Origin of the sequence: Pandoraea morbifera (assembly GCF_902459575.1) — a bacterium.
GTDB classification, from domain to species: Bacteria; Pseudomonadota; Gammaproteobacteria; order Burkholderiales; family Burkholderiaceae; genus Pandoraea; species Pandoraea morbifera.
The window spans coordinates 28932-54742 of the sequence record NZ_CABPSD010000014.1 but is presented as its reverse complement, the minus strand read 5'-3'; the positions used below and the strand labels follow the sequence as shown (position 1 = coordinate 54742).

Below are 25811 nucleotides of genomic sequence, written 5' to 3'. Positions count from 1 at the left end.
CACCAACATGTCACACCACGGGGGAACGCGGCCTGGCGCGCAAAGTGTGGCGTTTTCACTATAGTCCATGCGGCTCGCGCAGGCATCCGGTTGCCGGTGCGCGCGGGGTGGGACTACACTACAAACGCAGTTTGCCCGAATGCCGCCGTCGCGACGCGCGTCGGCCCCGCTGGCGCCGGGCGCCCATTCGCAGCCGGGGGATCGTGATGAACCAGGCCGAGCTGGAACCGAGTCCTGCCGTCGAATCGACGGCTTGCGTGGCCGTGGCGATCGATCACGTTGCCTATCCCAGTTACGACGCCGCGCTAACCCACCAATTCTACGTCGAGGTCATGGGTTTTCGCCTCGCGGGCGCGCAGACCGGCATGAGTCGTCTGTGGGGCAAGCCGTACCTGCTCGTGAGCTACCAGCTCGCGCCGGGGCAAGCCCTGGCATTCTTCAGTTGCGATGGCCTCGCGCCGGTCGCGCATCCGGACTCGCCGGCCACGCAGATTCACCACGTGGCGCTGCGCGTGGGCGGGCGCGATGCGCTGGATCGCTGGAAGTCGCGTCTCGCGGCGCATGACGTGCCGTTCGCCGTTGAGCGGCATGGCGATGGCGAGCACGTCTATTTGCTCGATCCGAACGACATCATGCTGGAGCTATGCGTGCAGACGGCCGAGTCGGCGGCCGGGCAGTGGCAGGGCGCACACGATACGCTTCAGCGCTGGTTGGACGGCGTACGGTGACGATCCGGCCGCGCCAGGGGGGGCGACTCAGGCTTCGGCGTCCTTGCCTAGACCGTCCCAACTGGTGGATACGGGCGGGGCGACGCCGAACAGGTCGATGATCCGATCGACGGTGTCGTCGACCATGGCGTCGATCGATTCGGGACGGTTGTAGAAGGCCGGCAGCGGCGGATAGACGATCCCGCCCATTTCCGTGACGGCCGTCATGTTGCGCAGGTGCGCGAGATTGAACGGGGTTTCGCGCACCATCAACACGAGGCGGCGGCGCTCCTTGAGCGTGACGTCGGCCGCGCGCGCGATCAGGTTGTCCGACAGGCCGTGGGCCACGCTGGCGAGCGTCTTCATCGAGCAGGGCGCCACCACCATGCCGGCCGTGGCGAACGATCCGCTGGCGATGTTCGCCCCGATCTCGCGCACGCTGTGGTATTGATCGGCCAGCGCCTGCACGTCGGCGCGATCCATGCCGAGTTCGTGCCGCAGCGTGAGCCAGCCGGCGCCCGAGACCAGCAGGTGCGTCTCGACCCCGCCCATCGCCCGCAGGCGCTGGAGCAACCGCACACCGTAGATGGCCCCCGTCGCCCCCGTGATCGCCACGATCAGGCGCACGGGATGGCCGCCGTGCGCGGCGCGGGAGACGCCTGTCGACACCGTCATCGAGGGTCGCTTACGCGAGGTCGGCGAGCACCTGCTTGAGTTCGCCGCTCTGGTACATCTCCATCATGATGTCCGAGCCACCGATGAATTCACCCTTGATGTAGAGCTGGGGAATCGTCGGCCAGTTGGCGAATTCCTTTACGCCCTGGCGGATTTCCTCGTCTTGCAGCACATCGACCGTGAACAGGTTGTCGACGCCACAGGCCTTCAGGATCTGAATGGCGCGGCCCGAGAAGCCGCACATCGGGAATTGTGCATTGCCCTTCATGAAGAGCACGACGGGATGATCGGTGACGATTTGCTGAATGCGTTGCTGGGTGGTCATGGTGGAAAGCCCGTTGGGATGCCGGAAAGTCGGCGTATCCGGCATTTTAGCGGTTTTCCGTCGCGCCCGTCGGTGGCGCTCAGACGCGCCGCCCGCCCGTGATGCGCTCGATCCCCGCGAGGTCGCGCTCGGAGACGACGTCCACGAGACCGGCCGCCATGCAGAGGTCGCGCACGTCGGCAGCCTGATGATAGCCATGCTCGCACAGCAGCCAGCTTTGCGGCAGCAACCGGGGCGGCGCGCCGGCCACGATCGTGCGCAGCGCGGCGAGGCCGTCCGCATGATCGGTGAGGGCATCGACCGGTTCGAACCGCAGGTCGCCCTGGGAGAGGTGTTCGTCGCCCGCCACAATGTATGGCGGATTGGAGACGATGATGTCGAACGGTTCGCTTTGCGACGGCAGGCCGGCGTACCAGTCGCTCTCGAAGCACTGTACCCGGGCGTCCAGGCCAAGGCGACGGGCGTTTGCCTGCGCCACGGCGAGCGCGTCGGTCGAGCGGTCGAGCGCGATCACCCGGGCGTCGGGACGGCTGTGGGCGATGGCCAGTGCAATGGCGCCGCTGCCGGTGCCCAGGTCGAGCACGCGCGGTGAGCGCCGGCCTTCGAGTCGCGCGAGCGCCAGTTCCACCAGCAGTTCGGTCTCGGGCCGGGGAATGAGTACCGACGGGCTGACCGAGAGCGTCAGTCCGAAGAATTCACGCGTGCCTGTCAGATACGCAATGGGCTCGCCCGCCGCGCGGCGCGCGTGGAGCCCACGGTAGACGGCAACCGTCTGCGGGGAGAGCGGTTCGCGGTCGCGGGTGATGAGTTGCGTGCGACTCCATCCAAGTACGTGCGAGAGCAGAATGCGCGACTCCGACGGCGGCAGTCCCGGCTCTCGCAGCAGTTGCGCGACGGTCGCCGGCGGCGACGTGCTGGCCGTTTCCCTGGCGGTGTCGGACGCGCCTTGCGACATCACGCCGCCTCGCCCAGCGACGCCAGCAACTCGGCCTGGTGCTCGGTCACGAGGGCGTTGATCATCTCGTCGAGATCGCCATCCATGATGTACTCGAGCTTGTAGAGCGTGAGGTTGATACGGTGGTCCGTCATCCGGCCCTGGGGGAAGTTGTACGTGCGAATGCGCTCGGAGCGGTCGCCCGAGCCGATCAGGCTCTTGCGGGTGGCGGCTTCCTTGGCCTGCTGGGCGCGCATCTGGGCGTCCTTGATGCGCGCGGCAAGCACCTTGAGCGCCTTGTCCTTGTTGCGGTGCTGGGAGCGATCGTCCTGGCACTCGACCACGATGCCCGTGGGCATGTGCGTGATACGCACCGCCGAATCGGTCTTGTTGACGTGCTGGCCGCCCGCACCCGACGCGCGGAAGGTGTCGATGCGGATATCGGCCGGGTTGATCTCGACATCGGCGACATCGTCCGCCTCCGGCATCACGGCGACCGTGCACGCGGAGGTGTGGATGCGGCCCTGCGTCTCGGTGGCGGGTACGCGCTGCACACGGTGCCCGCCCGACTCGAACTTCAGTCGGGAGTAAGCGCCCTGGCCGATGATGCGCACGATCACTTCCTTGTAACCGCCCAGGTCCGATTCGCTGGCCGACATGATCTCGACCTGCCAGCGCTGGCGCTCGGCGTAGCGCGTGTACATGCGAAGGAGGTCGCCCGCGAAGAGGGCAGACTCGTCGCCGCCGGTACCGGCGCGGATTTCGAGGAAGATGTTGCGGTCGTCGTTGGGATCGCGCGGCAGCAGCATGCGTTGCAACGTGCCTTCCAGCGTCTCCATGCGCGCGCGGGCATTCGCGGCTTCATCTTCCGCGAATTCGCGCATCTCCGGGTCGAGTGCCATTTCCTGCGCAGCCGCCACGTCGTTGGTTGCCTGGCGGTAGTGCTGGTATTGCTCCACCACTGGCGCGAGCTCGGCGTGCTCGCGCGTGAGCTTGCGGTAGTTGTCCAGATCGCGGGTAACGTCGCCCTGGCTCAATAGGCCATCAAGCTCGACCAGACGTTGCGTCAACTGGTCGAGCTTGGCTTGCATGCTCGCTTTCATCTATTTGTCGGCGGATCCCGAGGTGCGAAACAGTTCGGGAATGAGGTGGATGATTTGCTCGCGCGACTCGCCGCGCGCCGTATTGAGCGCGTGCGTCGGGCCGTGCAGGAACTTCCGGGTGAGGGACTGGGACAGGGCTTCGAGCACGGCGGCAGGATCGTCGCCACGCGCGAGCATGCGCTGCGCGCGCTCGAGTTCGGCCACCCGCATGGCCTCGGCGCTGCCGTGGATGTCGCGGATGACCGGCACGACGCTGCGCGCGTCGAGCCATTGCATGAAGTTCTGCACGCGCGTCTCGATGATCGCCTCGGCTTGCGCCACGGCGGCCTGACGCAGCGCATTGCCTTCGCGCACCACTGCGCCGAGATCGTCGACGGTGTACAGGAAGACGTCGGTCAGACGGCCGACTTCCGGCTCGATGTCGCGCGGCACGGCGAGATCGACCATGAACATCGGCTTGTGCTTGCGGGCCTTGATCGCGCGCTCCACGGCCCCCAGACCGATGAGCGGCAGCGTGCTCGCCGTACACGACACGACGATATCGAATTCATGCAGGCGCTGCGGCAATTCCGAAAGTCGGATCGCCGTGCCGCCCAGGCGCTCGGCCAGCTTCTCACCGCGTTCGGCCGTCCGGTTGGCGATGTAGAGCGCCTTCGGATTCTGTGCGGCAAAGTGCGTCGCGCACAGGTCGATCATCTCGCCCGCGCCGATGAAAAGCACCTTCTGTGTACTGATGCTCTCGAAAATGCGCTGGGCCAGCCGCACCGCCGCCGCGGCCATCGACACCGAATGCGCGCCGATCTCGGTCTGGCCGCGAACTTCCTTGGCCACCGCGAACGTGCGCTGGAAAAGCTGGTTCAGATACGTGCCGAGTGCACCTGCCTCGGCCGCCGTGCGCACGGCGTCCTTCAACTGGCCGAGAATCTGTGTCTCGCCGAGCACCATCGAATCGAGGCCGCTCGCCACGCGAAACGCGTGACGCACCGCGTCGGACTGGGGGAGGGCGTACAGATGGGGGGCGAGGTCGCTGGCGGGAATGTTGTGAAACTGCGAGAGCCAGTGCACCGCGCGCTCCCGCGCGGCCGTATCGTCGGTCACGCAGTAGATCTCGGTGCGGTTGCACGTGGACAAAATGGCTGCCTCGGCGGCATTCGACCGACCGGTCCACAGGCTCTTGAGCCCCGCCAACGCCGGCTCGATCCGCTCGAACGGAAACGCCACCCGTTCGCGCAGCGAGACGGGCGCCGTGTGGTGGTTCAGGCCGAGAGCGAGCAGTTGCATGGTGTGGGGGATCCGATAGCCCCTGATTATAGCGCGTCGACGCGATGCCCGTTTCGTTCGCACCCCGTACGCCGCGCACTGGATCAGCGTAACCCATCATCGCGCAGACGCCCGGTTTTGACAAATAGGCGCCACTTATACCGGGCATAGCGGCATCGGTGCGTCCGCCCGATGCCGCGGAAAAGTCTGATATATCAGTGGCCTGGACGATGCGTCGAGGCGCCGCGACACCCCTGCCGAAACCTCGGCGCACGTTTGGGATTCGGGGATATACTGCGTTCGGGTTCCCGTCATTGGAGTCACGTCATGGGCATTATCGGCACTATCGTCGTCGGTCTGATCGTTGGCCTCATTGCACGCGCCCTGCATCCCGGGCGGGACAGCATGGGCATCATCATGACCATCATCCTCGGCATAGCGGGCGCGCTGCTCGCCAAGTATGTCGGGCAGTTTCTCCACATCTACACCGAAGGCCAGGCGGCCGGCTGGATCGCATCGATCATCGGCGCGATCGTGCTGCTCGTGATCTACGGCGCCATCAAGCGCGGCCGTACGGCCTGACGTTCGCGCCGCCGGACCGATCATGGATATTCTCGTGCTCCTGCTCGTGGGGTTGGTCGCCGGCTGGCTGGCGGGGCTGGTGGTCGGGGGCGGACTCGGTCTCGTGGGCGACATCGTCGTCGGCGTGATCGGGGCGTTCGTCGGCGGCTGGTTGTTGCGGCATCTGGGGATTGCGGTGGGATACGGCACGCTCGGGCGGATCATCACGGCGACGATCGGCGCGATCGTCCTGCTCGCCCTGTTGCGGCTGGTGCGACCCGTGCGGCGTTAAGCCGCACCCGGCTATCGGAATTCGGGACGTCTCTGGGCGTGCCCCACGCGTTTTCCTGCATTCGGCTATGCTTGACGGCATCGCCTGGGCCCTGTTGTCTTGACGTCTTGACTACGCGTGCGGCGTCGCCGCCACGTTCGATCCCCGTCTTCCGTCCTCCGGCGTGGCTGCCACGCCCGGCCAGGGGGTGGCGGCGCTCCTCGCAAGCTGGTACGCCCGATCCCCCAAAATCAAGAATCACATGTCTGCGACTCGCAATTCCGTGCGGCCATTCATCGTGGCTTCCGTCATGGCGGCGACTTCCATGGTTGCCATCGAAGCCACGATCATCTCGACGGCCATGCCGCAAATCGTCGCCCAGCTCGGCGGCCTGAATCTCTACAGCTGGGTCTTCTCCGCGTTCCTGCTCGCGCAGACGGCCATGACCGTGGTGTTCGGCAAGCTGGCCGATCTGTACGGCCGCAAACCCGTGATTCTCGTGGGCATCGCCATCTTCCTGATGGCGTCGGTCGGTGGCGGGCTGGCGTGGTCCATGCCGGCCATGATCGCCTTTCGCCTGTTGCAGGGCGTGGGCGCGGCCTGTATCCAGCCGGTCAGCCTGACCATCATTGCCGACTACTACCCGATCAGCGAGCGCGGCAAGGTGCAGGGTTACCTCGCGAGCGTGTGGGCCATTTCGGCGGTGCTCGGCCCGATGCTCGGCGGTCTCATCATCCGCGACCTGTCGTGGGCGTGGATCTTCTGGATCAACATCCCCATCGGCCTGCTCGCGGCGCTGGGCTTCGTCCTGCACCTGCATGAGGATGCGCCGCGGCAGCGTCCGAGTATCGACGTACTCGGCGCCGGGCTTTTCACCGTGGCGGTGGCGGGGCTCATGATTGCACTCACCGATGCGAATGCGTTCACCGACACGCATGTGTGGGCCGGCGTGCTCGTGTGCCTGATCGCCTCGCTGCTGTTCGTGTGGCAGGAGCGACGCGCCCGGGACCCGATGATTTCCTTCGCGCTATGGAGCCGGCGTCCGATCGCGGCGGCCAATGCCGCGACGCTGCTGTCGGGCATGGTACTCATGGGTCTGACGACATTTCTGCCGATGTACGCCCAGGGCGTATTGCGCCAGACGCCGGTCGTGGCCGGCATGGCGCTCACCATGATCATGGTCGGCTGGCCGATCGGCTCGACCGTGGCGGCCAAGACGTTCACGCGGTTCGGCCTGCGCCGCATTCTGGTGGGCGGCAGTCTGCTCATGCCTGTGGGGGGGCTCGTCTTTGCGTTGCTCGGGCCGAGCAGTTCGCCGTTGCTCGCCGGCTTCGGTTCGCTGCTGATGGGTTTTTCGATGGGCACCGGCAGCGTGAGCGCGCTCGTGCTGATTCAGGAGCTGGTCGACCCGTCGCAGCGCGGCAGCGCCACGGCGTCGAACATCTTCTCGCGCAATCTGGGCAGCACCCTGGGCGCGACGCTCTTCGGCGCCGTACTCAATTTCGGGCTGACCCGTTCGGACGGGCTGGCGCCGGTGACGTCGGACCAATTGCGCCACGTGCTCGAAGACCGAGGCGTGGCGACGGTGGCCGATCAGGCGATCCGCGCCGTGCTGCATCACTCCCTGCACCTCACGTTCCTGTCGATGCTGGCGATTTCGATCGGCGTGGTGCTGTTGCTGCTGCTGGTGCCGACCAACGCCGTCGACCGCTCGCGCGACATCAAGCGCGACAAGCCGGAGTTCGTGCCCGGCGGACATTGACCGGCTCGCGGCGCGAACGGCCGACGCGTTACCGCGTCACCGTCTCAGCGCGACGCCTCGGGCACCAGATGCAGGCGCGACTCGGTGGCGGCCTCGACCGCCGCACGCGAATACGGCAACTTGAAATACTCGCCGTCGAGCCACCTCTGCGCGAGGTCGCGATAGTGCGGGCTGTCCGGGTTGCCCGATTCCCCCGGCAGGTTCATTGCACGGGTGTTGTCCCAGTTGCCCACATCGACCACGATCCGGAACGAGGGGCCGTTGGTCTGGCGGAAGTCGCCCACGCGGTACGTCGACTGGTTCGGCGTGAATGGGCTTCCGCCCTTCGGAAGCGGGCCGACATTGAGCCTGGCGCGCATGTCGGCGTCCACGGCGTCGGCCAAGGGGTGGGCGTTCAGATTCGTCTGAAGCTTGCCCCATCGCCATGCTCCCGGATCGGCGCCCTGGAGCTTCACCATTTCGGTCCATGCGTCGCCCAGGCTCGAGAGCAGCACGGCGTTGCGTTTGGCGTCGGCGTTCGCGCCGAAGCGCGCGGCCGGCTGTTCGAGGGCGTCGAGCATGGCGGCCGGATCGGGAGCGCCGAAGCTCTCGGCGGCGGTCCGGGGCAGCACGGCGTTCTTGTACGCGCGCCCGAGATGGCGGCTGAACCAGACCTCTTCCAGCGCGGCCTGTGCCGAATCCGCACCCATATGCGCATCCCACCCCTTGAGCAGCTTCAGCGCGGCGGCCGTGTTCGGGTCGTCGCTCGACAGTGGGGCGAGCAGGGCCACGAGACGCCGCGCCGGAATCGACACGATGTCGTTCTGCAGCCGCTCAGAATCTTCGAGCGACACTTTGTCCTTCGCCCTGAGCACTTCGTCGATGCGCGCGTGCCGCGAGCCGTTGGTCCACTCGAACCCGAGCTTGCGTTCGGCGTACGGATAGCCGGGCGGCATGTTCATCTCGTTGGACGTGGTGAAGTAGCCGCTCGACGGGTTGTACGCCGAAGGCAGTTGATCGCGTCGCCAGAAGCCGGCCCATTCGTAGCGCCCGTCGCCGGGCACGGGCATCAGGCCATCCCAGTTTGGCCGAATCGGCGCCATGCCGCTCGGCACCCAGCCGATGTTGCCCGCGGCGTCGGCGTAGACCTGGTTGACCGTTGGCGCGCCCCAGGTGTCGAGCGCCGTCTGGAACTGGGCATAGGTCTTCGCGCGCATGTAGCGCATGGCGTCGAAGTACGGCGACATGCCCGGTTCGAGCCAGGCGGTGCGAACGGCGTACGCCCGATGCCGGGCCGCGTCGACATGGATCACCGGCCCGTGCTTCGTGAACTTCAGGTCCGTCTGTACCGGGGTGCCGTCGCGTACCGGGATCGTTTCGTGCACGGTGCGCATCGGCACCCACTTGCCACGGTAGCGATACTGGTCGGGGTTGGTCGGATTCAGGTCATAGACGTACAGGTCCTCCTGATCGATGTTGAAGATCGTGAGGCCGAAGGCGATGGTGCCGTTGTGCCCGATCGCCACGCCGGGGATGGCCGGCTCCCCGGCCCCGATCAGATCGAGCGTGGGCGTGCTCACCTGCACGATGTAGCGCAGGCTCGGCGCGGCATAAGCGCGGTGCGGGTCGTTGGCCATGATCGCGCGGCCCGTCGACGACTTTTGCGGCGAGACCACCCAGTTGTTGCTGCCCTCGGCCGATTCGGTCGATACGTCGTAAGGTCCATTCTCGGCGAGCTGCACCACGTCGGCGTCGGCGCGCTGCAGCGAGTCCTTCGTGATCTTCACGCCCTGGGTGGCCAGTTCGAAGACCTTGAGCAGATCGTCGGGAAGGCACGGATCGAGCCCGTCGGGGACCTGTGTCTTCCATGCGGGTTGCAGGCCGACGCGCACGCCGTCGGCGTCCAGCGACGCCTTGCAGACGACCTTCGCGCGCGCCACTTCGCTCTTGAGGTTGCGCGTGAGGCCGTGACTCCGGATGCGCACGATGTCCTCGGCCGTCCACTTCGCCGGCCAGTAGCCGACCTTGCGGAACTCATACGGCATCTGGTCGGGGTGCGCGGCGAGCCAGTCGATGTAGGCGTTCACCCCGGCTGCGAACGCTTCGGCCGCGGGTTTCGCGTCGGGTCCGTAGCGGCGCCATTCGGTGGCCATGTCTCCGCGATAGATGAAGCGACGCGCGGCGTCGTCCTGCGCCACGTATGCGCGTCCGAAAACTTCGGACAACTGGCCAAGACCGCGACGTCGCCACAGGTCGATCTGGAACAGCCGGTCGCGCGCGGCGTTGAAGCCCTGTACGAAGAAGCCGTCACGCTCGTTGGCGGCGAAGATGTGAGGTACGCCGTTATGGTCGATCAGGATGTCGGCCGGCTGCAACAGACCGGCGACCGTAAGCGTTTGCGAGGGCGGTGGCGTGCCGTTTGCGGTGTCGGCGTGCGCGGACGCGCTCCACGTCGTGATGGCCAGGGCGAGCACGCTCGCGGCGTGGGTGGCGTTGAGGCGTTGCATTGTCTTCCTCCTGTTGTCCGGCGGGTATTGTTATTGCGGAGTACAACACAATCCTAGACGCATCGTGCAGGCATGCAAGACCTATTCCGGGGAATGGAACAATTTTCTTAATATCTTTGTAATTCCGGGGTGCGGCATCGGCGGGGCGGGCCCGGTCGGGTGTTGGTGTCGGCAGGCGAACCGGGGGAAGGGCGGAGGGGGACGTTGCCGATGCGCGCGGGGACGTATGCGATCGAAGGCGCTATGCGAGGCGGTCCGGCGCGACCCGGCGAGTCAGCGGACGATGAACCCGCGCGTACGAGAGGTGATCGGTTTGCCGACGCCAGCGTGCGCGCGCAGCGCCTTCCTCGGCGATGCCGTCCGCTCGCCGGCGTCGTGCAGTGGGGCCTGTGACGGCAGATGGCTGATCTTCACGCTCGATTGATAGCGGCGTCGCACCAGATACAACGGGCGGCCCTTCGATTCGTAGTAGATGCGTCCGACATATTCGCCGATCACGCCGATTCCCACGAGCTGGATGCCGCCGAGGAACAGGATGCCGACGAGCAGCGAGGCGTAGCCGGGCACGTCGATGCCGTGAACGAGCGTGCGCACCACGATGTAGCTGCCATACGCGAGCGAAAGCAGGGCGAGCGAGACGCCGATGTAGGTCCAGCATCGCAGTGGCACGGTGCTGAAACTGGTGATGCCTTCGAGCGCGAAATTCCACAGCCGCCAGCCGGAGAATTTGGATACCCCGGCCGCGCGGGGATCACGCGTGTATTCCACGATGTCCGTGTGATAGCCGACCCAGGCGAACAGTCCTTTCATGAAGCGGCGGCGTTCGGGAAGGCGTTTTAGCGCCGTGATCACGCGGCGATCCATCAGGCGGAAATCGCCCACGTTCTCAGGCAGCTTCACTTCCGACAGGCGATTGTGTACGCGGTAGTAAAGACCGGCGGCCAGGCGCTTGGCGAGGCTGTCGCTTGCCCGGTTGGTGCGCTTGGCCAGGACCACATCGGCGCCGTTGCGCCAGCGCTCGATCATCACCGGGATGAGCGCCGGCGGGTCCTGAAGGTCGGCGTCGATGGGAATGACGGCATCGCCGCGCGCTTCGTCGATCCCTGCGCTCAACGCGGCTTCCTTGCCGAAGTTGCGGGTGAAGTCGATGACGCGGATGCGCGGGTCCGCACGGCGCATGGCCAGCAGTTCGGTCAGGGTGTCGTCGGTGCTGCCGTCGTTGACGCACACGATTTCGAAACGTACGCCTGGCAGGTGGTCGATGACATGCGACACGGCCCGATGGAACGCGCCGAGCGCGGGGGCCTCGTTGTGGCAGGGCACGACGAGCGAGACGAGCGGCGTGCGGGACGCGGCCGGGGATGTCGGCGAGCGTGGCAATGTCGGCGGGGAACGGTGTTCGGTACGGTCGGCGGCGTGCGGCATGGTCATGACCTCGTGTACGCGGGGGCGCCGGACGGCCGGTGACAGGCGACGATGGCCGGCCGGGCGTCGCGGGCGTTGGACGTATCGGAACCGTCGGGCACGTGCGAGAGGCAGCGGCGACGGCGCCACAGCATCGCCAGCGTGAGCAGCGGGATGAGCGGCATGAACTGGAAGCCGATGTGCAGCACGCCGAACAGTCCGAACCAGGGCGTGAGCCATAGCACGACGAGCCACTCGCGCTCGCCGCGCAGCCAGCCGCGCGAAAGGCCGTCGCGCACGTACCACGCGACGACCAGCGCAAGGATCGCGAGATCGTAGTCGTACAGATAGGGGCTCACGAGCGTGGTTGCGCACATGAGCGTGGCGGCGCGAAGCGCAAAAGCGGTTGGGCGGCGCCAGAAAGCGATCATGACCGCCACGGCGACCAGGGCGACGATCCCATGCACGACGGCGGACACCACGAGCGGCGCGCCGAGCATCTTCATCATCACGAAGATCGTTGGCACGCGGGCGATCTGCGCGGTGCCGTCCACGATGCTCTGTCGCGCGAAGGTCGTGGCATGCAGGAAGGTCGGGTACACCTCGGGCCCGAACACGACGGCGGCGAGCACCGTGGTGGCGAGCACCGTTGCGACGCACGAGGCCAGCGCGCGCCACGCGCGGGCACACAGAAACGCCAGCGGAAACAGGATCGCAATGTGTGGCTTGACGAAAAGCAGCCCGGCCAGCACGCCCGCCCAGACCGGCCGCTTGCGCAGCAGCGCCAGCGAGAAGCCCGCCAGAGCGGTGGTGTACAGCGCGATCTGGCCGGCGACGATCACGAGCAGCACGCCGGGGAAGCCGACGATCGCCAGGCGGGCGTCGCGCCATGGTGCGGTACGTCGCAGGGCGGCGTAATAGAGCGCGAAGCCGACGGCGGCATAGACAGCGTACGCGTAGGTGAAGGGCAGGAGCGCGACGGGCGCGAGCAGGATCATCATTACGGGCGGGTACAGCCACGGCATGACGCCGCCCATCTGGCTCGCCCATGGCTCCGCGGCCAGTTGGGCTCGGAACATGACGTCGATGTTGTAGGCGTCGAGCGCGTGGCCTTGCAGCACGAAATGGGAGGCACCCCAGAACGGCAGGAAGTCGAGGCCAATGGGGCCGATCGTCGGTGGTGAGACGGCGTAGCGTCGATAGGCCCAGGCGCCGAGTACGACGAGCGCGATGAATACCGCCGCGCCGCTATAGAGGCGGATGCGGGCGCGATCGTCGGACCAATGCCGGGGTTCGCGCGTTGTCAGTTCAACGACGGCCGACGACTTCGATGCCATGCAAGAACCTCCCCTGGGCTGCATGAAATGACGATGTTCGACAACGATGACTGCGCCGGTAGCGATGCGACGCGTTGTGCGTCGGGTTGCAACGATTGTCGCGGGATGGGAGCGGTTTTCTCAAGCCGGACATTCCCGGTGTGGCGAGCGGGCCGGTGCACCCGGCGAGTGCACCGCCCGAAGACGCGAATGCGTGGGGCTGGCGCCCCGCCTGACTTTCATATTAGACGAGACGGCCTCCAAACCGTTATGGCCTGGGGGAAGATGCGCGGGTTCCGGTCCATGGTGTGGCAAACCGGCGTTTGAACTGGAAATTCAAGGCATGCCGGGGCGCAATGTGCCGCGAGCGTGGCGCGGCGCTCAGGACGGGAAAAGGCTGGTGGGTCTTGTGCCGCGTGTCGCTAGGGGGCGAGTCCGATGGTGTGCCACCAGAGTGCGTTCAGCGGCACCACGGTGACAAGCGAGAGGAGGGCGGTGGCGACGCAGAATCGGGTGGCGTCGCGAACGCCGATGCCCGCGAGCGCCATGGCGAGCACCAGCGGCGGCGCCTGATACGGCAGGGCGATAGTGGAAAAGCCGACGGCCTGTGTGAGCAGAACCGCCTTCATGCCAAGCGGCGCGCCTGCGGCGAGGGTGGGAACCAGTGGCGTGTAGAGTGCCGGCGCGGCGTTGGACGTGACGAGAAACGTGAGCGAAATCGACAGGGCGACGAGGACCAGGTACGCCGCCGAGCTCGACATCTGTGCAAGATCGAGGCGGATGAGTGCGGGACGCAATGCGTTGGCCAGTCCGGCCTGGTCGACGGCGGCGGTCAGGCCGATAACGGCGGCGACGAACCACAGCGGGGCGAGTTTGACCTGCCGGAGGAATGCGTCGGGATTCACCAGCCTCAGCGGGCCGAGGCACAGCAGCGCGATGCCCAGGCCGACCCAGCCGGCGGCGATGTGGTGCCACGGCTCCGTCAGCCACAGACACAGCATGGCCGACAGGGCGGCGAGTAGTCGCCACTCGCCGGGGCTCATGACCGTGGGCGCGGCGGCAGTTTCGCCGGTTCCGTCGCTGCGGGGGGACGTCAGGCGATCCGGGAAGAGGAACAAGGCGACGAGGATCAGCACGACGCCGCGCATCACCGCGAGCGCGGGGATGAGCGCGAGCGCATATTCGCCGTAGCTCAGGCACCACCCGAGCACGGTCTCGGCGGTGCCTGCCATCACGAGATTGGGAAGGTTGGCGGGAAGTACGGCGCTCGTCAGTTCGCAACTGGCCAGCGCCGTGGCGAGTAGGAGTCCGATGCGCCCGGGCCGTGCGCTTGTGAGCCCGACGCGTTCGCAGAAGCTGAGCACGATGGGGGTAAGGATGGCGATGCGCCCCAGTGTCGACGGCATGACGATGCCGAGAAGAAAGGCGATCGTCACGAAGCCGGCCAGCGCGGCGCCATAGGCGTGGCCGCAGTGGTCGGCCAGACGTGCCGCGATGCGCTCGCCCAGGCCGGTCGTGCCGAGCGCCATGCCGATGACGGCGCCACTGAAGACGAGCCAGAACGCGCTGGACGAGAAGCCGGAGAACGCGACGTTCGCGCCGAACGACGTGCAGGTCGCGAGCAGGAACATGAGGAGGAGGGAGACGAGGAAATCCGGCAGCCATCCGGTGGCCCAGTAGCTCAGGCAGGGCAGAACGACGATGGCGACAGCGAGCCTGTCGCCGCGCAGGCCGGCGGCGTACAGCGCGATGCCGGCAACGCCCGCCATCGTGGGGAGCAGCGCGTGGCGCCAGAGGTAGCGTCGGGAGAAGGCGTCGCCGGGCGAGGCCGAGGGCGTTGCCGACGCCGGAGAGGTCGAGGAGGCGCTGACCGGAGGCATGGGTGTCACCTGTCATCAAATAATATATAATTTTAATTAATTATATATTGTTAACGGATGAGGCGAACGATGCGTCAGTCAGCGGGCACGGGAACGGCGGTCGAGCGCGCGTATGAGGCCCTGCGAGAGCAAATTGGACGTGGGGAATTGAAGCCGGGCGAGGCATTGCGCCAGGACCATCTGGCGGCATCACTGGGGGTGAGTCACGTGCCGGTGCGCGAGGCGTTGACGATGCTGGCGGCCGACGGTCTGGCGACGAGCCGGGTCAATCGGGGCACGGTGGTGACGGCGTTGACGGAGGCCGATGCGTTGGAGCTGGCGGATTTCCGCGCGGTGCTCGAGGGCCGTTTGATGGCCTTGGCCATGCCAAATCTGTCGCGAGCGGATATCGCTCGGGCATCGGCGGCGCTCGACGCCCTGGAAGCGGCGACGGATCTGGCGGACATCGTGGCGCGAAACGCGGCGTTTCACGCGATGCTCTACGCGAAGGCGGACCGGCCGTTCTTCCAGCGCGCGGTGGCGACGGCGCGTCTCAATCTCGGCCGCTATCTGTTTCTCTCATGGCGCGCCGCGGGTAACGCCGAACGCTCGCATGCCGAACACCGGACGCTGCTGCATCTGTGCGAGACCGGCGACGATGCCGGCGCCGTCGCGCTGGTGGAGCGGCACAACCGCCAGACCGGCGAGCGCATCGCGCAGATCATTCGGGAGGAATGGGCGCGGTGAATTCGCCGGATGTCGAACCGAGTCGTGCCGCTCCGCAGAGCGTCCTGCGAACAAAGAAAAAGCCCGCGCGAGGCGGGCTTTTCCTGAGGTTGGAACGGGCTCGGACGTTGATCAGACGTTAAACAGGAAATTCATCACGTCGCCGTCGTGCACGACGTATTCCTTGCCTTCGGCGCGCATCTTGCCGGCTTCCTTCGCGCCTTGTTCTCCCTTGTACTGGATGTAGTCGTCGAACGCGATGGTCTGCGCGCGGATGAAGCCGCGCTCGAAGTCGGTGTGAATCACGCCGGCGGCCTGGGGCGCCGTGTCGCCCACGTGGATCGTCCAGGCGCGCACTTCCTTCACGCCAGCCGTGAAGTACGTCTGCAGGCCCAGCAGCTTGAAGCCCGCACGGATCACGCGATCCAGACCCGGCTCGTCCATGCCCATGTCCGCCAGGAACTCCGCCTTGTCGGCGTCATCCATGTCCGCGATTTCCGCTTCGATGGCCGCGCACACCGCTACCACCGGTGCGTTCTCGGCCTGCGCATACTGACGCACGGCGTCCAGGTGCGGGTTGTTCTCGAAGCCGTCGTCCTTGACGTTGGCGACATACATCGTCGGCTTGGCCGTGATCAGGCAGAACGGCTTGATCAGCGCCAGCTCGTCGTCGGACAGCTTGAGCGAGCGCACCGGACGCGCCTCGTTGAGCACCGGCACCACCTTCTCGAGCACCGCCACCAACTTCGCCGCTTCCTTGTCGTTGCCCGACTTCGCCGCCTTCGTATAGCGCTGCAGCGCCTTTTCGACCGTGCCCAGGTCGGCCAGTGCCAGTTCGGTATTGATGACCTCGATGTCGGAGATCGGATTCACCTTGCCGGCCACGTGAATGACGTTCTCGTCCTCGAAGCAGCGCACCACGTGCGTGATGGCGTCCGTCTCGCGGATGTTCGCGAGGAACTGGTTGCCCAGGCCCTCACCCTTGGACGCACCCGCCACCAGACCGGCGATGTCCACGAACTCCACCGTGGCAGGCAGAATGCGCTCGGGCTTGACGATCTCGGCAAGCTTGCCCAGTCGCGGGTCGGGCACCTCCACCACGCCGACGTTCGGCTCGATAGTGCAGAACGGGTAGTTCTCGGCGGCGATGCCCGCCTTGGTCAACGCGTTGAAAAGGGTCGATTTGCCGACGTTGGGCAAGCCGACGATGCCGCATTTGAGGCTCATGCTAAATCCTGTGTGTCCGAAGCGGCGTCGAATGCGCCGGCGGGAGTCCCTGTGATCGCGCCGTCATTGCGTCGCGGAAAGTCCGCTATTGTACCCGTTCTGCCGTCAACGCCACCCGCTTCACCCCCTCGGCGCCGTCAGCTCAATTGCTTGGCCGAGAACGTGTCGCACTTGTGCATGTCGCCCGACTGCAGGCCCTGACGCAGCCAGTACACGCGCTGCGCGCTCGTGCCGTGCGTGAACGATTCCGGCACCACCCGGCCCTGCGATTGCTGCTGCAACCGGTCGTCGCCAATGGCCGCCGCCGCCTTCAGGCCCTGCTCGATATCGCCCGGCTCCAGCAATTGCTGGTTCGCCCTGGCCGCGTTGTTCGCCCACACGCCCGCCAGACAGTCCGCCTGCAACTCCAGACGCACCGACAACGCATTGGCCTGCGTCTCGCTCATGCGGCGGCGCAATTCGTCGAACTTGTCCGAAATCCCCAACAGATTCTGGATGTGGTGGCCGACCTCATGCGCGATGACATACGCCTGCGCGAAGTCGCCGCCCGCCCCGAAGCGCTGACGCAATTCGTCGTAAAACGCCAGATCGATGTACACCTTGCGGTCGCCCGGACAGTAGAACGGCCCCATCGCCGTCTGGCCGGTCCCGCAGGCGGTCGGCGTCGCCCCGGAGAAAAGCACCAGTTTCGGCGCCACGTACTGACGCTCGACCTGCTGCGGGAATACGGTCGTCCACGTGCGCTCGATGTTGCCAAGGACCTTGCGCGTGAAGACGGTCTTCGGATCGTTGGCCGGCGCCGCGTTCGGGTTCGATGGGGGCTGCGACTGCGTCTGCCCCTGGATCATCTGCGAACCCTGGATGATCACCCTCGGATCGATGCCGAAGAAGTACGACGCGGCCAATGCCACCACGAGGGTGCCGATGCCGATGGTGGTGCGCCCCCCAAAGCCGCCGCCCCGGCGATCTTCGACATTCTGGCTCTCGGATTCGTTGTCGAGGCGCATGGCAGACTCCCTTTCGATATTCACTATGCGCGCCAGTATAGCGCCGCGAAATGACGTGCGACGTTGTGTCCCGGTCGCCACGCGCCACCCGGGCATCGCTCGCACGGCAGGCGTGCGACAATACGCCATCTCGTTTTCTGAACCCAGCCGGCTCGCGCGATCGATGCGCTGGCGCTGCATTCGCCGCATGTCCCAAACGCAAACCTCCAGCCAAACGCACGACGTCGTCGTCGTCGGTGGCGGTCTGGTCGGCAAGGCCGCCGCCTTGCTGCTCTCGCAGGCTCGCCTGTCCGTCGCGCTGCTCGCCCAGCCGGCCGCTCCCGCCACCGCCGGGGGCGACATGTGGGACGCACGCATCTACTCGCTCTCGTCGAGCTCGCAAGCCCTCTTCGAGCGCATGCGGGTCTGGCAAGCCGTCGATCCGGCGCGCGTGAACCCCGTCTACGACATGGAAGTCTTCGGCGACGAGCGTGGCAGCCTGCACTTCTCCGCCTACCAGGCCGCCGTGCCGCAACTGGCCTGGATCGCCGAATCGTCGAATCTCGAACGCGCCCTCGACGCCGCCCTGCGCTTCTCGCCGCAGGTCCAGTGGCTCGACGCCCGCGCCGATGCGCTGGAAGTCGATGCCGCCGCGGCCTCCGTGCGCCTGTCCGATGGCAAGACCTTGCGCGCCGCCCTCGTGGTCGGCGCCGACGGCGCCCATTCGTGGGTGCGCCGCACCGCCGGTCTCGACGGCTCGGTGCACCGCTACGAGCAACTCGGCGTGGTGTGCAATTTCCGCGCGGAACGCCCGCATCGCGACACCGCGTTCCAATGGTTCCACGACGGCGAGATCATCGCGCTGCTGCCGCTGCCCGATCAACATGTCTCGCTGGTCTGGTCGGCCGCCGACGAGCACGCCAACCACCTGCTTGCGCTCGATCCCAAAGCGCTCGCGGCGCGCGTCGACACGTTCTCGAGCGGTGAACTCGGGCGTCTTGCGCCGGTCTCAGCGCGCGCCCAGGGTTTTCCGCTCGTGCTCGCGCAGGCCAGGCGCCTGATCGCCGCGCGCGTGGCACTGGTCGGCGATGCGGCGCACGTGGTGCACCCGCTCGCCGGACAGGGGATGAATCTCGGCCTGCGCGACGTGGCGGCGCTTGGCGACGCCGTCGCCGCGCGCGAGTCGTTCCGGGATTGCGGCGACGCGGCGGTGCTGCGCCGCTACGAGCGCGCCCGCAAGGAAGACATCGGCAGCATGGCGCTCACCACCGACGGCCTGCACAAGCTGTTCTCCACGCGCAGCCCGCTTGCGAAGTTCGTTCGCAATGCCGGACTCGACGGCGTGAACATGCTGCCTTTCGTCAAGAAATTCCTGATCGGCCGCGCACTGGGCTGACCCGGCATGACCCTCCGGGCGCGCGTTCGGCATTGGCCGCTCGCGCTTCCCGCTAGCCATACTTCTGGAGATTTTCGATGTTGCAACGTACTCGCGCCGCGGCGCTCGCGTTCGGTCTGACGGCACTTTGCGCCGCGACACTCACGACGTCCGCCTTCGCGCAAAACAAGGCCGACGCATCGCTCGACCGCGTCAAGGCCGCGGTACAGAAGACGCTCGGCGCCGACGCGCCGATCAAGTCAGTGGCGCGCACGCCCATCCCCGGACTCTACGAAGTGTCGATCGGCGGCGAGATTCTCTACGCCGACGAGAAGGCCCAATACGTCATTCTCGGCGGCAACCTCGTCGACACGAAAACGCGCCAGAACCTGACCGAAGCGCGTCAGTCGGAACTCAACAAGGTCGATTTCGCCAAGCTGCCGTTCGATCGCGCATTCAAGTACGTGAAGGGCAACGGCAGCCGCAAGATCGCGGTGTTCTCCGACCCGAACTGCCCGTATTGCAAGCGCTTCGAAGAGACGCTCAAGTCGTCGAAGATCGACAACGTCACCGTCTATACCTTCCTCTACCCGGTGCTCGGCCCGGACTCGGACGCCAAGTCGAAGGCGATCTGGTGCGCGGCGGATCCGGTCAAGGCCTGGCACGACTGGATGCTCGACAAGAAGGCACCGCCCGCGGCCACGGCCAAGTGCGACGACGCACCGGTGAGGCAGAACGTGGCGCTCGGCCACCAGTACAACGTGACGGGCACCCCCACGATCATCCTGGCCGACGGCCGCCGCCTGCCGGGGGCCGTGCCCGCCGAAGAACTGGAAAAGGCGCTCGCCACGGTCAAGTAACCCGGCCACCGTACGCCCGACCTCACGACAACAAGAAGCCGCCACGTCATGACCGCCACACCCGTTTTGCCCGCCGTTCGGTATGCGATCGTTCCGAAGTCGCCCGCCGCCCACCTGTTCGAAGTGACCGTCACGGTGTCGAACCCGGCCCCCGACGGACAGCGTTTCATGCTGCCCGCATGGATTCCCGGCAGCTACATGGTGCGCGAGTTCGCCCGCAACATCGTGACGATCGGCGCGACTTGCCGGGGCCGCAAGGTCGCGCTCGACAAGCTCGACAAGCACACCTGGCAGGCCGCGCCCTGCAAGGGCACGCTGATCGTGACGTATGAGGTGTACGCCTGGGACCTGTCGGTGCGTGCCGCGCATCTCGACGACACCCACGGCTTCTTCAACGGCACGAGCGTGTTCCTGCGCGTGGAAGGGCAGGAACACGCGCCGTGCGAAGTCGACGTGCTGCGCCCGCGCGGCGCGGCATTCAAGTCGTGGCGCGTGGCCACCGCGCTCGCCCCCGCCGAGGGCACGGCAGCGCTCGACTTCGGCCGTTATCTCGCCGTCGACTACGACGAGCTGATCGACTCCCCGGTCGAGATGGGCACGTTCGTGCACGGCACCTTCAAGGCGTGCGGCGTGACGCACGAAGTGGCGATCACCGGACCTGTGCCGAATCTCGATCTCGAGCGCCTGCTGCGAGACATGAAGAAGATCTGCGAGTCGCAGATCCGATTGTTCGAGCCAGGTGCCAGTTCGCGCTCGCGCGTGCCGATGTCGCGCTACGTCTTTCTGCTCATGACAGTGGGCGACGGCTACGGCGGTCTGGAGCACCGGGCATCGACCGCGCTGCTCGCCAGCCGCAACGACCTGCCGGTGCAGGGCCAGGCGCGCATGAGCGACGCGTACCGCGGCTTCCTCGGCCTGGTGAGCCACGAGTATTTCCACACGTGGAACGTCAAGCGAATCAAGCCGGCGGCGTTCGCGCCATACACGCTCGATCAGGAGAATTACACGCGCTTGCTATGGCTCTTCGAAGGCTTCACGTCGTATTACGACGACCTGATGCTCGTGCGCAGCGGTGTGATCGCCCCCCCGGCCTATTACGAGCTCGTTTCGAAGACGGTCGCGAGCGTGCTGCGCGGCAGCGGCCGCCTGAAGCAGACGGTGGCCGAGAGTTCGTTCGACGCCTGGACGAAGTATTACCGTCAGGACGAAAACGCGCCGAACGCCATCGTGAGCTACTACACCAAGGGCTCGCTCGTGGCGCTGGCGCTGGACCTGACCATCCGCTCGCAAACGCGCGGCCAGAAGTCGCTCGACGACATCATGCGCGCACTATGGCAACGATACGGGCGTGATTTCTATCGAGGCGCACCGGTGGGCATTGACGAGGCTGCCGTGCAGCCGCTGTTCGAGGAAGTCTCCGGCCTCGACCTGTCGGACTTCTTCGCCACGGCGATTCACGGCACCCGCGATCTGCCGCTGCCCGCGTTGCTCGAGCGCATGGGCCTCTCGCTCGAACCGGTAACACCCGAGAACGGCCGTCCCTCGCTTGGCGCGAAGACGACCCGGCGCGGCGACGATCTCACGCTCTCGCAGGTGCTCGATGGCGGCGCCGCGCAGGCGGCGGGACTGTCGGCCGGCGACGTGCTCGTGGCAATCGATGGCCTGCGCGTGACGACAGGCAATCTCGACAAGCTGCTCGAGCGCTACCGCGCCGGCGACCGGGTCACCGTCCATGCGTTCCGCCGCGATGAATTGCGCGAAACCGCCCTCACGCTCGACGCCCCCGAGATCACGCAGTACCGCATGACCGAGACGCGAGATCGCGCCGCAGCGCAGCGTCGCGAGAAGTGGTTGTCGGCCTGAGCACCCGAGCGCCGCTGCGCGCCGGGGGCGCCCCGGGAGTCTGATGGCCGTCGATCGGACTCCGCCCGTCCGGTTCCGGTGCTCCGACGCAAGCAGGCTCAGGCGGTGAGCGGACCCGGCACCGCCGGGTCGCGATTCTCTTCCGGGCAGCTCCGCGCCACGGCCAGCATGTGCTCGATGAAGGCCTGTGTCTTGCGCGGCAGGAAGCGCCGCGACGGCGTGACCAGATTCACCGGGCTTTCCGGCAGAGACCATTCCGGCAGGACTTTCACCAGTCGTCCGGTGCGCAGCGCGTCTTCGGCCAGTATGTCGGTCAGCGCGGCAATGCCGCTGCCGGCAAGCGCCATCTCCTTGACCATTCCCATGCTGTTGACCTGAATCGCGCCCTGCATCGTGATATCCACGCGCTGGCGACCCTTGTGCAGGGTGTCGGAGGTGAACAGGCGCCGTGAGCCCTGCAGGATGACGAACCGATGGCCCGCCAGTTCGTCCGGCGTGGCAGGCAACCCGGTGGCGCTCAGATACAGCGGGCTCGCGTACAGGCTGCGGGTGAGCATGAGCAGCGGGCGCGCCACGAGGGTCGAGTCGGAGAGTTGCCCGGCACGAATCGCTACGTCGACGCGTTCGGCGATCAGATCGACTTGCCGCGAACTCAGGTCGATGTCGACCGTAATTTCGGGATAGGCCGCGCAAAAGGTGGCGAGCGGCACCGCAAGCCACTGCGCCGCGAAGTCGGCCGGCGCGGTGATGCGCAGTCGCCCGCGCGGCTTGCTCGACAATTGCGACGCAAAGTCGCGCGTCTCTTCCACCTCCTCCAGTATCGGCAGGCAGCGCTCGTAGTACGCTTCGCCGACTTCCGTCAGTTCGAGCCGTCGCGTCGTCTTGTGCAGGAGCTTCGTGCCAAGGCGCGCCTCGAGCCGCGACAGGCGGCGGCTCACGGTGGCCTTCGGCAGATCGAGCCGTTCGCCCGCCCGCGTGATGCTGCCCGAGCGCACGACCTCCGCGAAGATCAGCATGTCATTCAGATCGTCAATCATCGCGCGCTCCTCGGTGACGCGGTCGACCCGTCGCCGCATGCGGCATGACAGGGGCGTGAACAAGTGAAGGATGGGACAACGCGGCCCGGATTCGAGCCTTGAGGTCATTGTTCCAAAATGGGAACAAACAATTCGATTTTACCGGCTTGTTTCATTTTTGGGGGTAACTAGAATTCATCCCAAGCCGACGTGCAATTCACGGTCACCCCGAAGCGGGGAGCCGGCGCGGACGGATCCTCTTACACCCCAGGCTCAGGAGCCAGTGACATGACCACGATTCTCCAGATCAATTCCGCCGCCCGTTCGCAAGGCGCGAACTCGACCACCCTCGCCAACGAAACGGTGGCACAACTGGTCGCCAAGCACCCCGGCGCCAACGTCGTCGTGCGTGACCTGCTCTCGGATGGCGTGCCGCACCTCGACGAAGCCGTGATCGGTGCGTTCTTCACGCCGGAAGAGCAGCGCTCGGCAGAGCAGAAGGCCATCATCGCCCGCAGCGACGAACTGATCGCGGAAATTCAGGCTGCCGACTACGTGGTGTTCGGCGTGCCGCTGTACAACTTCCAGGTGCCGACGCAACTCAAGTCGTACTTCGACTGGATCGCCCGTGCCCGCGTGACGTTCCGCTACCGCGAAGACGGCAGCGTGGAAGGCCTGATCCAGGGCAAGAAGGTGATCGTGGCGTTCGCGCGCGGCGGCAACTACAAGGACACGCCGGCCGACAGCCAGACGCCGTATCTCAAGACGATTCTCGGCTTCCTCGGCATGACGGACGTGACGTTCATCTTCGCCGAAGGCCTGGCACGCGGTCCGGAATCGGCCGCTGCCGCCTTCAAGGGCGCCCGCGAAGCCATCGCCGCACTGTAATCGCGCAGCGCTCAAGGCTTCGGCTACCGCTTCACCCGCACGCGCAGGCCCCCAATGGCCCATCCGACGCCCCTGCATCCGCGTCAGACCCGGCGCCCGGCCGCCCATGCCGGCGCGAGTGCCATGGCGCGCGTGCTTCCCGTCTCCCGTCCCGGCCGTTGTGCCGCGGCTGCGGGGACGGGTGTTTTCGATCAGGTCGACGAGACGGATCCGTTGCTGTCGATCGACATCTTTCGCCGCCACGGCGCATGCATTCCGCCGCATCCGCATGCCGGATGCGTGGTGGCGACTTATCTTTTTCCCGATACTGAAACCTCGCTGCGATGCCGACACGCACACGGCGGCGACGACACGCTGCGTCCCGGCGACATGCTTTGGCTCGAAGCGAACTGCGGCACGGTACACGAGGAGTTGCCCGGCGACACGCGCGCCGCCGTGCGCGGCGTGCGAATGATCGTCAACCGTGCCGGACGCCATGCCCAGGGCGCGCCCGCACAATCGGTGGTGCGCAGGGAGGCCATGCCGCACTGGCGCGAGGGCGACGTCGAGCTGACGTTGGTCTGCGGCCAGTGGGGTGAGCACAGCGTGGCGCGAGCCGAGGGCGAGCGCACGACGCTGCTGCAATTCGACTGGCGCGCCGACGCGCTGCGCACGCTGGAGATTCCGTGCGACGGGCGTCGATGGGTGGCATTGATCGTGCAGGGCGATGCCGCCCTGGCCGGGCATGCACTGCGCGCCGAAGGCGCAGGTGCGCAGGCGATGCGGCTGCCGCCGGGCGCGTGGCAACTGGCGGGCCGAGGCGGCGCACGCCTGGTACTTGTCGGCGGCGAGCCGCTCGACGAGCCCGTGGTGTATCGCGGCAACTTCGCCGCGCGCGACGAAAGCGATCTGGTCGAGCTGACCCGCCGCTATCAGCAGGGCGCGATGGGCGTCCTGGCGCCACTTGCCGAAACGCTCGCATAAGCAAAGCTCCCGGCATCGCGGCCGGTTTCCCCCGCCAATCGAATCACATCGCCTCGCTTCGAATCACCTCGGAGCGCTCGATTTCGCGTCTCGATGCCAGGCGTCGGTGCGTCCGGCACGACCGACATCGCGGCGACAGGTGCCGGGCACCTGCCGGCGCGAGGGCAGGCAGGGGGCGGGCAGGGGGGCAGGCAGCGTCAGGCAGGCAGGCGCCAGTCGATGGGCGCCTTGCCGTGTTGTTCGAGGAAGGCGTTGGCGGCGCTGAAATGGCCGCAACCGAGAAAACCCCGGTGCGCCGAAAGCGGCGACGGGTGCGGTGCCTCGAGCAGCAGGTGGCCGTGTCCGGCGAGCAGCGGCGCCTTGGCCTGCGCGTGACTGCCCCAGAGCATGACGACGAGCGGCCCCGGTTGCGCGGCGAGTCCGCTCAGCAGCGTGTCGGTGCAGGCCTGCCAGCCGCCGGTCTTGAACGGCTTCGCGTGACTGGCCGCATGGCCCGCTTCCACCGTGAGGGTCGTGTTGAGCAGCAGCACGCCTTGTTTCGCCCACGCGTCGAGATTGCCGTGCGATGGGGGCGCGATGCCGAGATCCCGCTCGATTTCCTTGTACATGTTCCGTAGCGACGGCGGTACGCGCACGCCGCGTTGCACGGAAAACGCCATGCCGTGCGCCTGGGCAATGCCGTGATCGTCGCCGTGATACGGGTCCTGACCCAGGATCACCACCTTCACGTCGCCGGGCGATGTCATGCGCAACGCGTGAAAGATGTCGGCGGGATACACGGTCTTGCCCGCTGCGACTTCCGCGTCCACGAACCGGCACAGGGGAGCATAGGCGTCGCTTTGCACAAACGGCGCGACCAGCGTCTTCCAGTCGCGCGGCAGGGCGTCGAACTGGTCCTCGACGCGCCCCTTGAGCGGTCCGGCGGCCTCGGGATGGCTGCCTGGCGTCGCGGCGCGCGCTGCCGCCGGCTTCGCCACCCGGGGGGCTGCCGCATCCGACTTCGGCGGACGACCGCGACGACGCACCGTCGGGGCGGTGCTCACTTCGGCCAGCGGCCGCGCAGCGGTCGATGCGGGGTGCGTCGCTTCCGTCATGCCCGTACCGCCTGTGATGGCGGTGGGGGCAGCGCCGGAAGCGTCCGGCGCACCCGAGGTTTCCGGAAGCGGCTCGTCGAAGAGCGAACGTTGTCGTGCGTCGGACTTTGCCGGAGAGGTCGCGCGGGAGCGTGATGCCATCGATGCGTG

At 66.7% G+C, this 25811-nt stretch carries 23 protein-coding genes; 10 read left to right on the top strand and 13 right to left on the bottom strand.

The window, feature by feature from the left end; translation table 11 throughout:
* Positions 1-206: 206 nt before the first annotated feature.
* Positions 207-728: a VOC family protein gene (locus tag PMO31116_RS19640; protein ID WP_150568159.1), complete on the top strand. Its 522-nt coding sequence runs from the start codon at positions 207-209 to the stop codon at positions 726-728.
* Positions 729-755: 27 nt separating this feature from the next.
* On the opposite strand, the gene PMO31116_RS19635 is transcribed toward PMO31116_RS19640, so the two are convergent.
* From PMO31116_RS19635 to hemA, 5 genes are all read right to left on the bottom strand, one after another.
* The gene (locus PMO31116_RS19635) at positions 756-1382 is read right to left on the bottom strand and encodes a UbiX family flavin prenyltransferase (protein WP_150568158.1); all 627 of its coding nucleotides are present in this window, start codon (positions 1380-1382) and stop codon (positions 756-758) included.
* Between the two features lie 10 nt (positions 1383-1392).
* Positions 1393-1707, bottom strand: a complete 315-nt coding sequence (gene grxD / locus PMO31116_RS19630; protein WP_150568157.1) for a Grx4 family monothiol glutaredoxin — start codon at positions 1705-1707, stop codon at positions 1393-1395.
* A gap of 79 nt (positions 1708-1786) precedes the next feature.
* A complete protein-coding gene (gene prmC, locus PMO31116_RS19625) occupies positions 1787-2662 on the bottom strand; it encodes a peptide chain release factor N(5)-glutamine methyltransferase (protein WP_150568156.1) in 876 nt (291 codons plus the stop codon).
* Positions 2662-3744: a peptide chain release factor 1 gene (prfA, locus tag PMO31116_RS19620; protein WP_023594001.1), complete on the bottom strand. Its 1083-nt coding sequence runs from the start codon at positions 3742-3744 to the stop codon at positions 2662-2664. Before prfA ends, prmC begins: the two co-directional genes overlap by 1 nt.
* Complete coding sequence (gene hemA, locus PMO31116_RS19615; RefSeq protein ID WP_150568155.1) at positions 3745-5025, bottom strand: glutamyl-tRNA reductase; 1281 nt, start codon at positions 5023-5025, stop codon at positions 3745-3747.
* Positions 5026-5331: 306 nt separating this feature from the next.
* Between hemA and PMO31116_RS19610 the strand changes: the two genes are divergently transcribed.
* The 3 genes from PMO31116_RS19610 to PMO31116_RS19600 all read left to right on the top strand — a co-directional run bounded on the left by PMO31116_RS19610 (position 5332) and on the right by PMO31116_RS19600 (position 7598).
* A complete protein-coding gene (locus PMO31116_RS19610; RefSeq protein WP_150568154.1) occupies positions 5332-5586 on the top strand; it encodes a GlsB/YeaQ/YmgE family stress response membrane protein in 255 nt (84 codons plus the stop codon).
* A gap of 22 nt (positions 5587-5608) precedes the next feature.
* Positions 5609-5857 carry a GlsB/YeaQ/YmgE family stress response membrane protein gene (locus PMO31116_RS19605; RefSeq protein WP_150568153.1) on the top strand — a complete coding sequence of 83 codons (249 nt, stop codon included), beginning with the start codon at positions 5609-5611 and terminating at the stop codon, positions 5855-5857.
* 241 nt (positions 5858-6098) lie between these two features.
* Positions 6099-7598: an MDR family MFS transporter gene (locus PMO31116_RS19600; RefSeq protein WP_150568152.1), complete on the top strand. Its 1500-nt coding sequence runs from the start codon at positions 6099-6101 to the stop codon at positions 7596-7598.
* A 44-nt stretch (positions 7599-7642) separates the two neighbouring features.
* On the opposite strand, the gene PMO31116_RS19595 is transcribed toward PMO31116_RS19600, so the two are convergent.
* From PMO31116_RS19595 to PMO31116_RS19580, 4 genes are all read right to left on the bottom strand, one after another.
* Positions 7643-10084 carry a penicillin acylase family protein gene (locus PMO31116_RS19595; RefSeq protein ID WP_150568151.1) on the bottom strand — a complete coding sequence of 814 codons (2442 nt, stop codon included), beginning with the start codon at positions 10082-10084 and terminating at the stop codon, positions 7643-7645.
* Between the two features lie 273 nt (positions 10085-10357).
* Positions 10358-11515, bottom strand: coding sequence for a glycosyltransferase family 2 protein (locus PMO31116_RS19590; RefSeq protein WP_246185392.1), 1158 nt, complete (start codon positions 11513-11515; stop codon positions 10358-10360).
* Positions 11512-12825, bottom strand: coding sequence for a glycosyltransferase family 87 protein (locus PMO31116_RS19585; RefSeq protein ID WP_150568150.1), 1314 nt, complete (start codon positions 12823-12825; stop codon positions 11512-11514). The genes PMO31116_RS19590 and PMO31116_RS19585 overlap by 4 nt, the downstream gene beginning before the upstream one ends.
* Before the next feature lie 401 nt (positions 12826-13226).
* Entirely contained in the window at positions 13227-14684 is a 1458-nt protein-coding gene (locus tag PMO31116_RS19580) for an SLC13 family permease (RefSeq protein WP_150568149.1), read from the bottom strand.
* Between the two features lie 69 nt (positions 14685-14753).
* On the opposite strand from PMO31116_RS19580, the gene PMO31116_RS19575 reads away from it, so the two are divergent.
* Positions 14754-15410 carry a GntR family transcriptional regulator gene (locus PMO31116_RS19575; RefSeq protein ID WP_174971499.1) on the top strand — a complete coding sequence of 219 codons (657 nt, stop codon included), beginning with the start codon at positions 14754-14756 and terminating at the stop codon, positions 15408-15410.
* A gap of 111 nt (positions 15411-15521) precedes the next feature.
* Here PMO31116_RS19575 and ychF read toward each other — a convergent pair whose 3' ends face one another.
* Together ychF and ypfJ are read right to left on the bottom strand one after the other, a co-directional pair.
* Positions 15522-16616, bottom strand: coding sequence for a redox-regulated ATPase YchF (gene ychF, locus PMO31116_RS19570; protein ID WP_023872420.1), 1095 nt, complete (start codon positions 16614-16616; stop codon positions 15522-15524).
* Between the two features lie 137 nt (positions 16617-16753).
* Positions 16754-17623, bottom strand: a complete 870-nt coding sequence (gene ypfJ / locus PMO31116_RS19565) for a KPN_02809 family neutral zinc metallopeptidase (protein WP_150568147.1) — start codon at positions 17621-17623, stop codon at positions 16754-16756.
* Positions 17624-17810: 187 nt separating this feature from the next.
* Between ypfJ and PMO31116_RS19560 the strand changes: the two genes are divergently transcribed.
* The 3 genes from PMO31116_RS19560 to PMO31116_RS19550 all read left to right on the top strand — a co-directional run bounded on the left by PMO31116_RS19560 (position 17811) and on the right by PMO31116_RS19550 (position 21700).
* On the top strand, positions 17811-18998 hold the full coding sequence (locus PMO31116_RS19560) for a UbiH/UbiF family hydroxylase (RefSeq protein ID WP_063599518.1): 1188 nt from the start codon (positions 17811-17813) through the stop codon (positions 18996-18998).
* A gap of 77 nt (positions 18999-19075) precedes the next feature.
* Positions 19076-19837, top strand: coding sequence for a DsbC family protein (locus tag PMO31116_RS19555; protein ID WP_145864613.1), 762 nt, complete (start codon positions 19076-19078; stop codon positions 19835-19837).
* A gap of 66 nt (positions 19838-19903) precedes the next feature.
* Complete coding sequence (locus tag PMO31116_RS19550; protein ID WP_150568199.1) at positions 19904-21700, top strand: M61 family metallopeptidase; 1797 nt, start codon at positions 19904-19906, stop codon at positions 21698-21700.
* Positions 21701-21798: 98 nt separating this feature from the next.
* Here PMO31116_RS19550 and PMO31116_RS19545 read toward each other — a convergent pair whose 3' ends face one another.
* The gene (locus tag PMO31116_RS19545; RefSeq protein WP_174971494.1) at positions 21799-22737 is read right to left on the bottom strand and encodes a LysR family transcriptional regulator; all 939 of its coding nucleotides are present in this window, start codon (positions 22735-22737) and stop codon (positions 21799-21801) included.
* A 267-nt stretch (positions 22738-23004) separates the two neighbouring features.
* On the opposite strand from PMO31116_RS19545, the gene PMO31116_RS19540 reads away from it, so the two are divergent.
* A complete protein-coding gene (locus PMO31116_RS19540; RefSeq protein WP_023594017.1) occupies positions 23005-23604 on the top strand; it encodes an FMN-dependent NADH-azoreductase in 600 nt (199 codons plus the stop codon).
* Positions 23605-23658: 54 nt separating this feature from the next.
* Positions 23659-24567, top strand: coding sequence for a pirin-like C-terminal cupin domain-containing protein (locus PMO31116_RS19535; protein ID WP_150568145.1), 909 nt, complete (start codon positions 23659-23661; stop codon positions 24565-24567).
* A 197-nt stretch (positions 24568-24764) separates the two neighbouring features.
* Here the strand turns inward: PMO31116_RS19535 and PMO31116_RS19530 are convergent, their stop codons facing one another.
* Positions 24765-25802, bottom strand: a complete 1038-nt coding sequence (locus PMO31116_RS19530; RefSeq protein WP_150568144.1) for a uracil-DNA glycosylase — start codon at positions 25800-25802, stop codon at positions 24765-24767.
* Positions 25803-25811 lie beyond the last annotated feature (9 nt).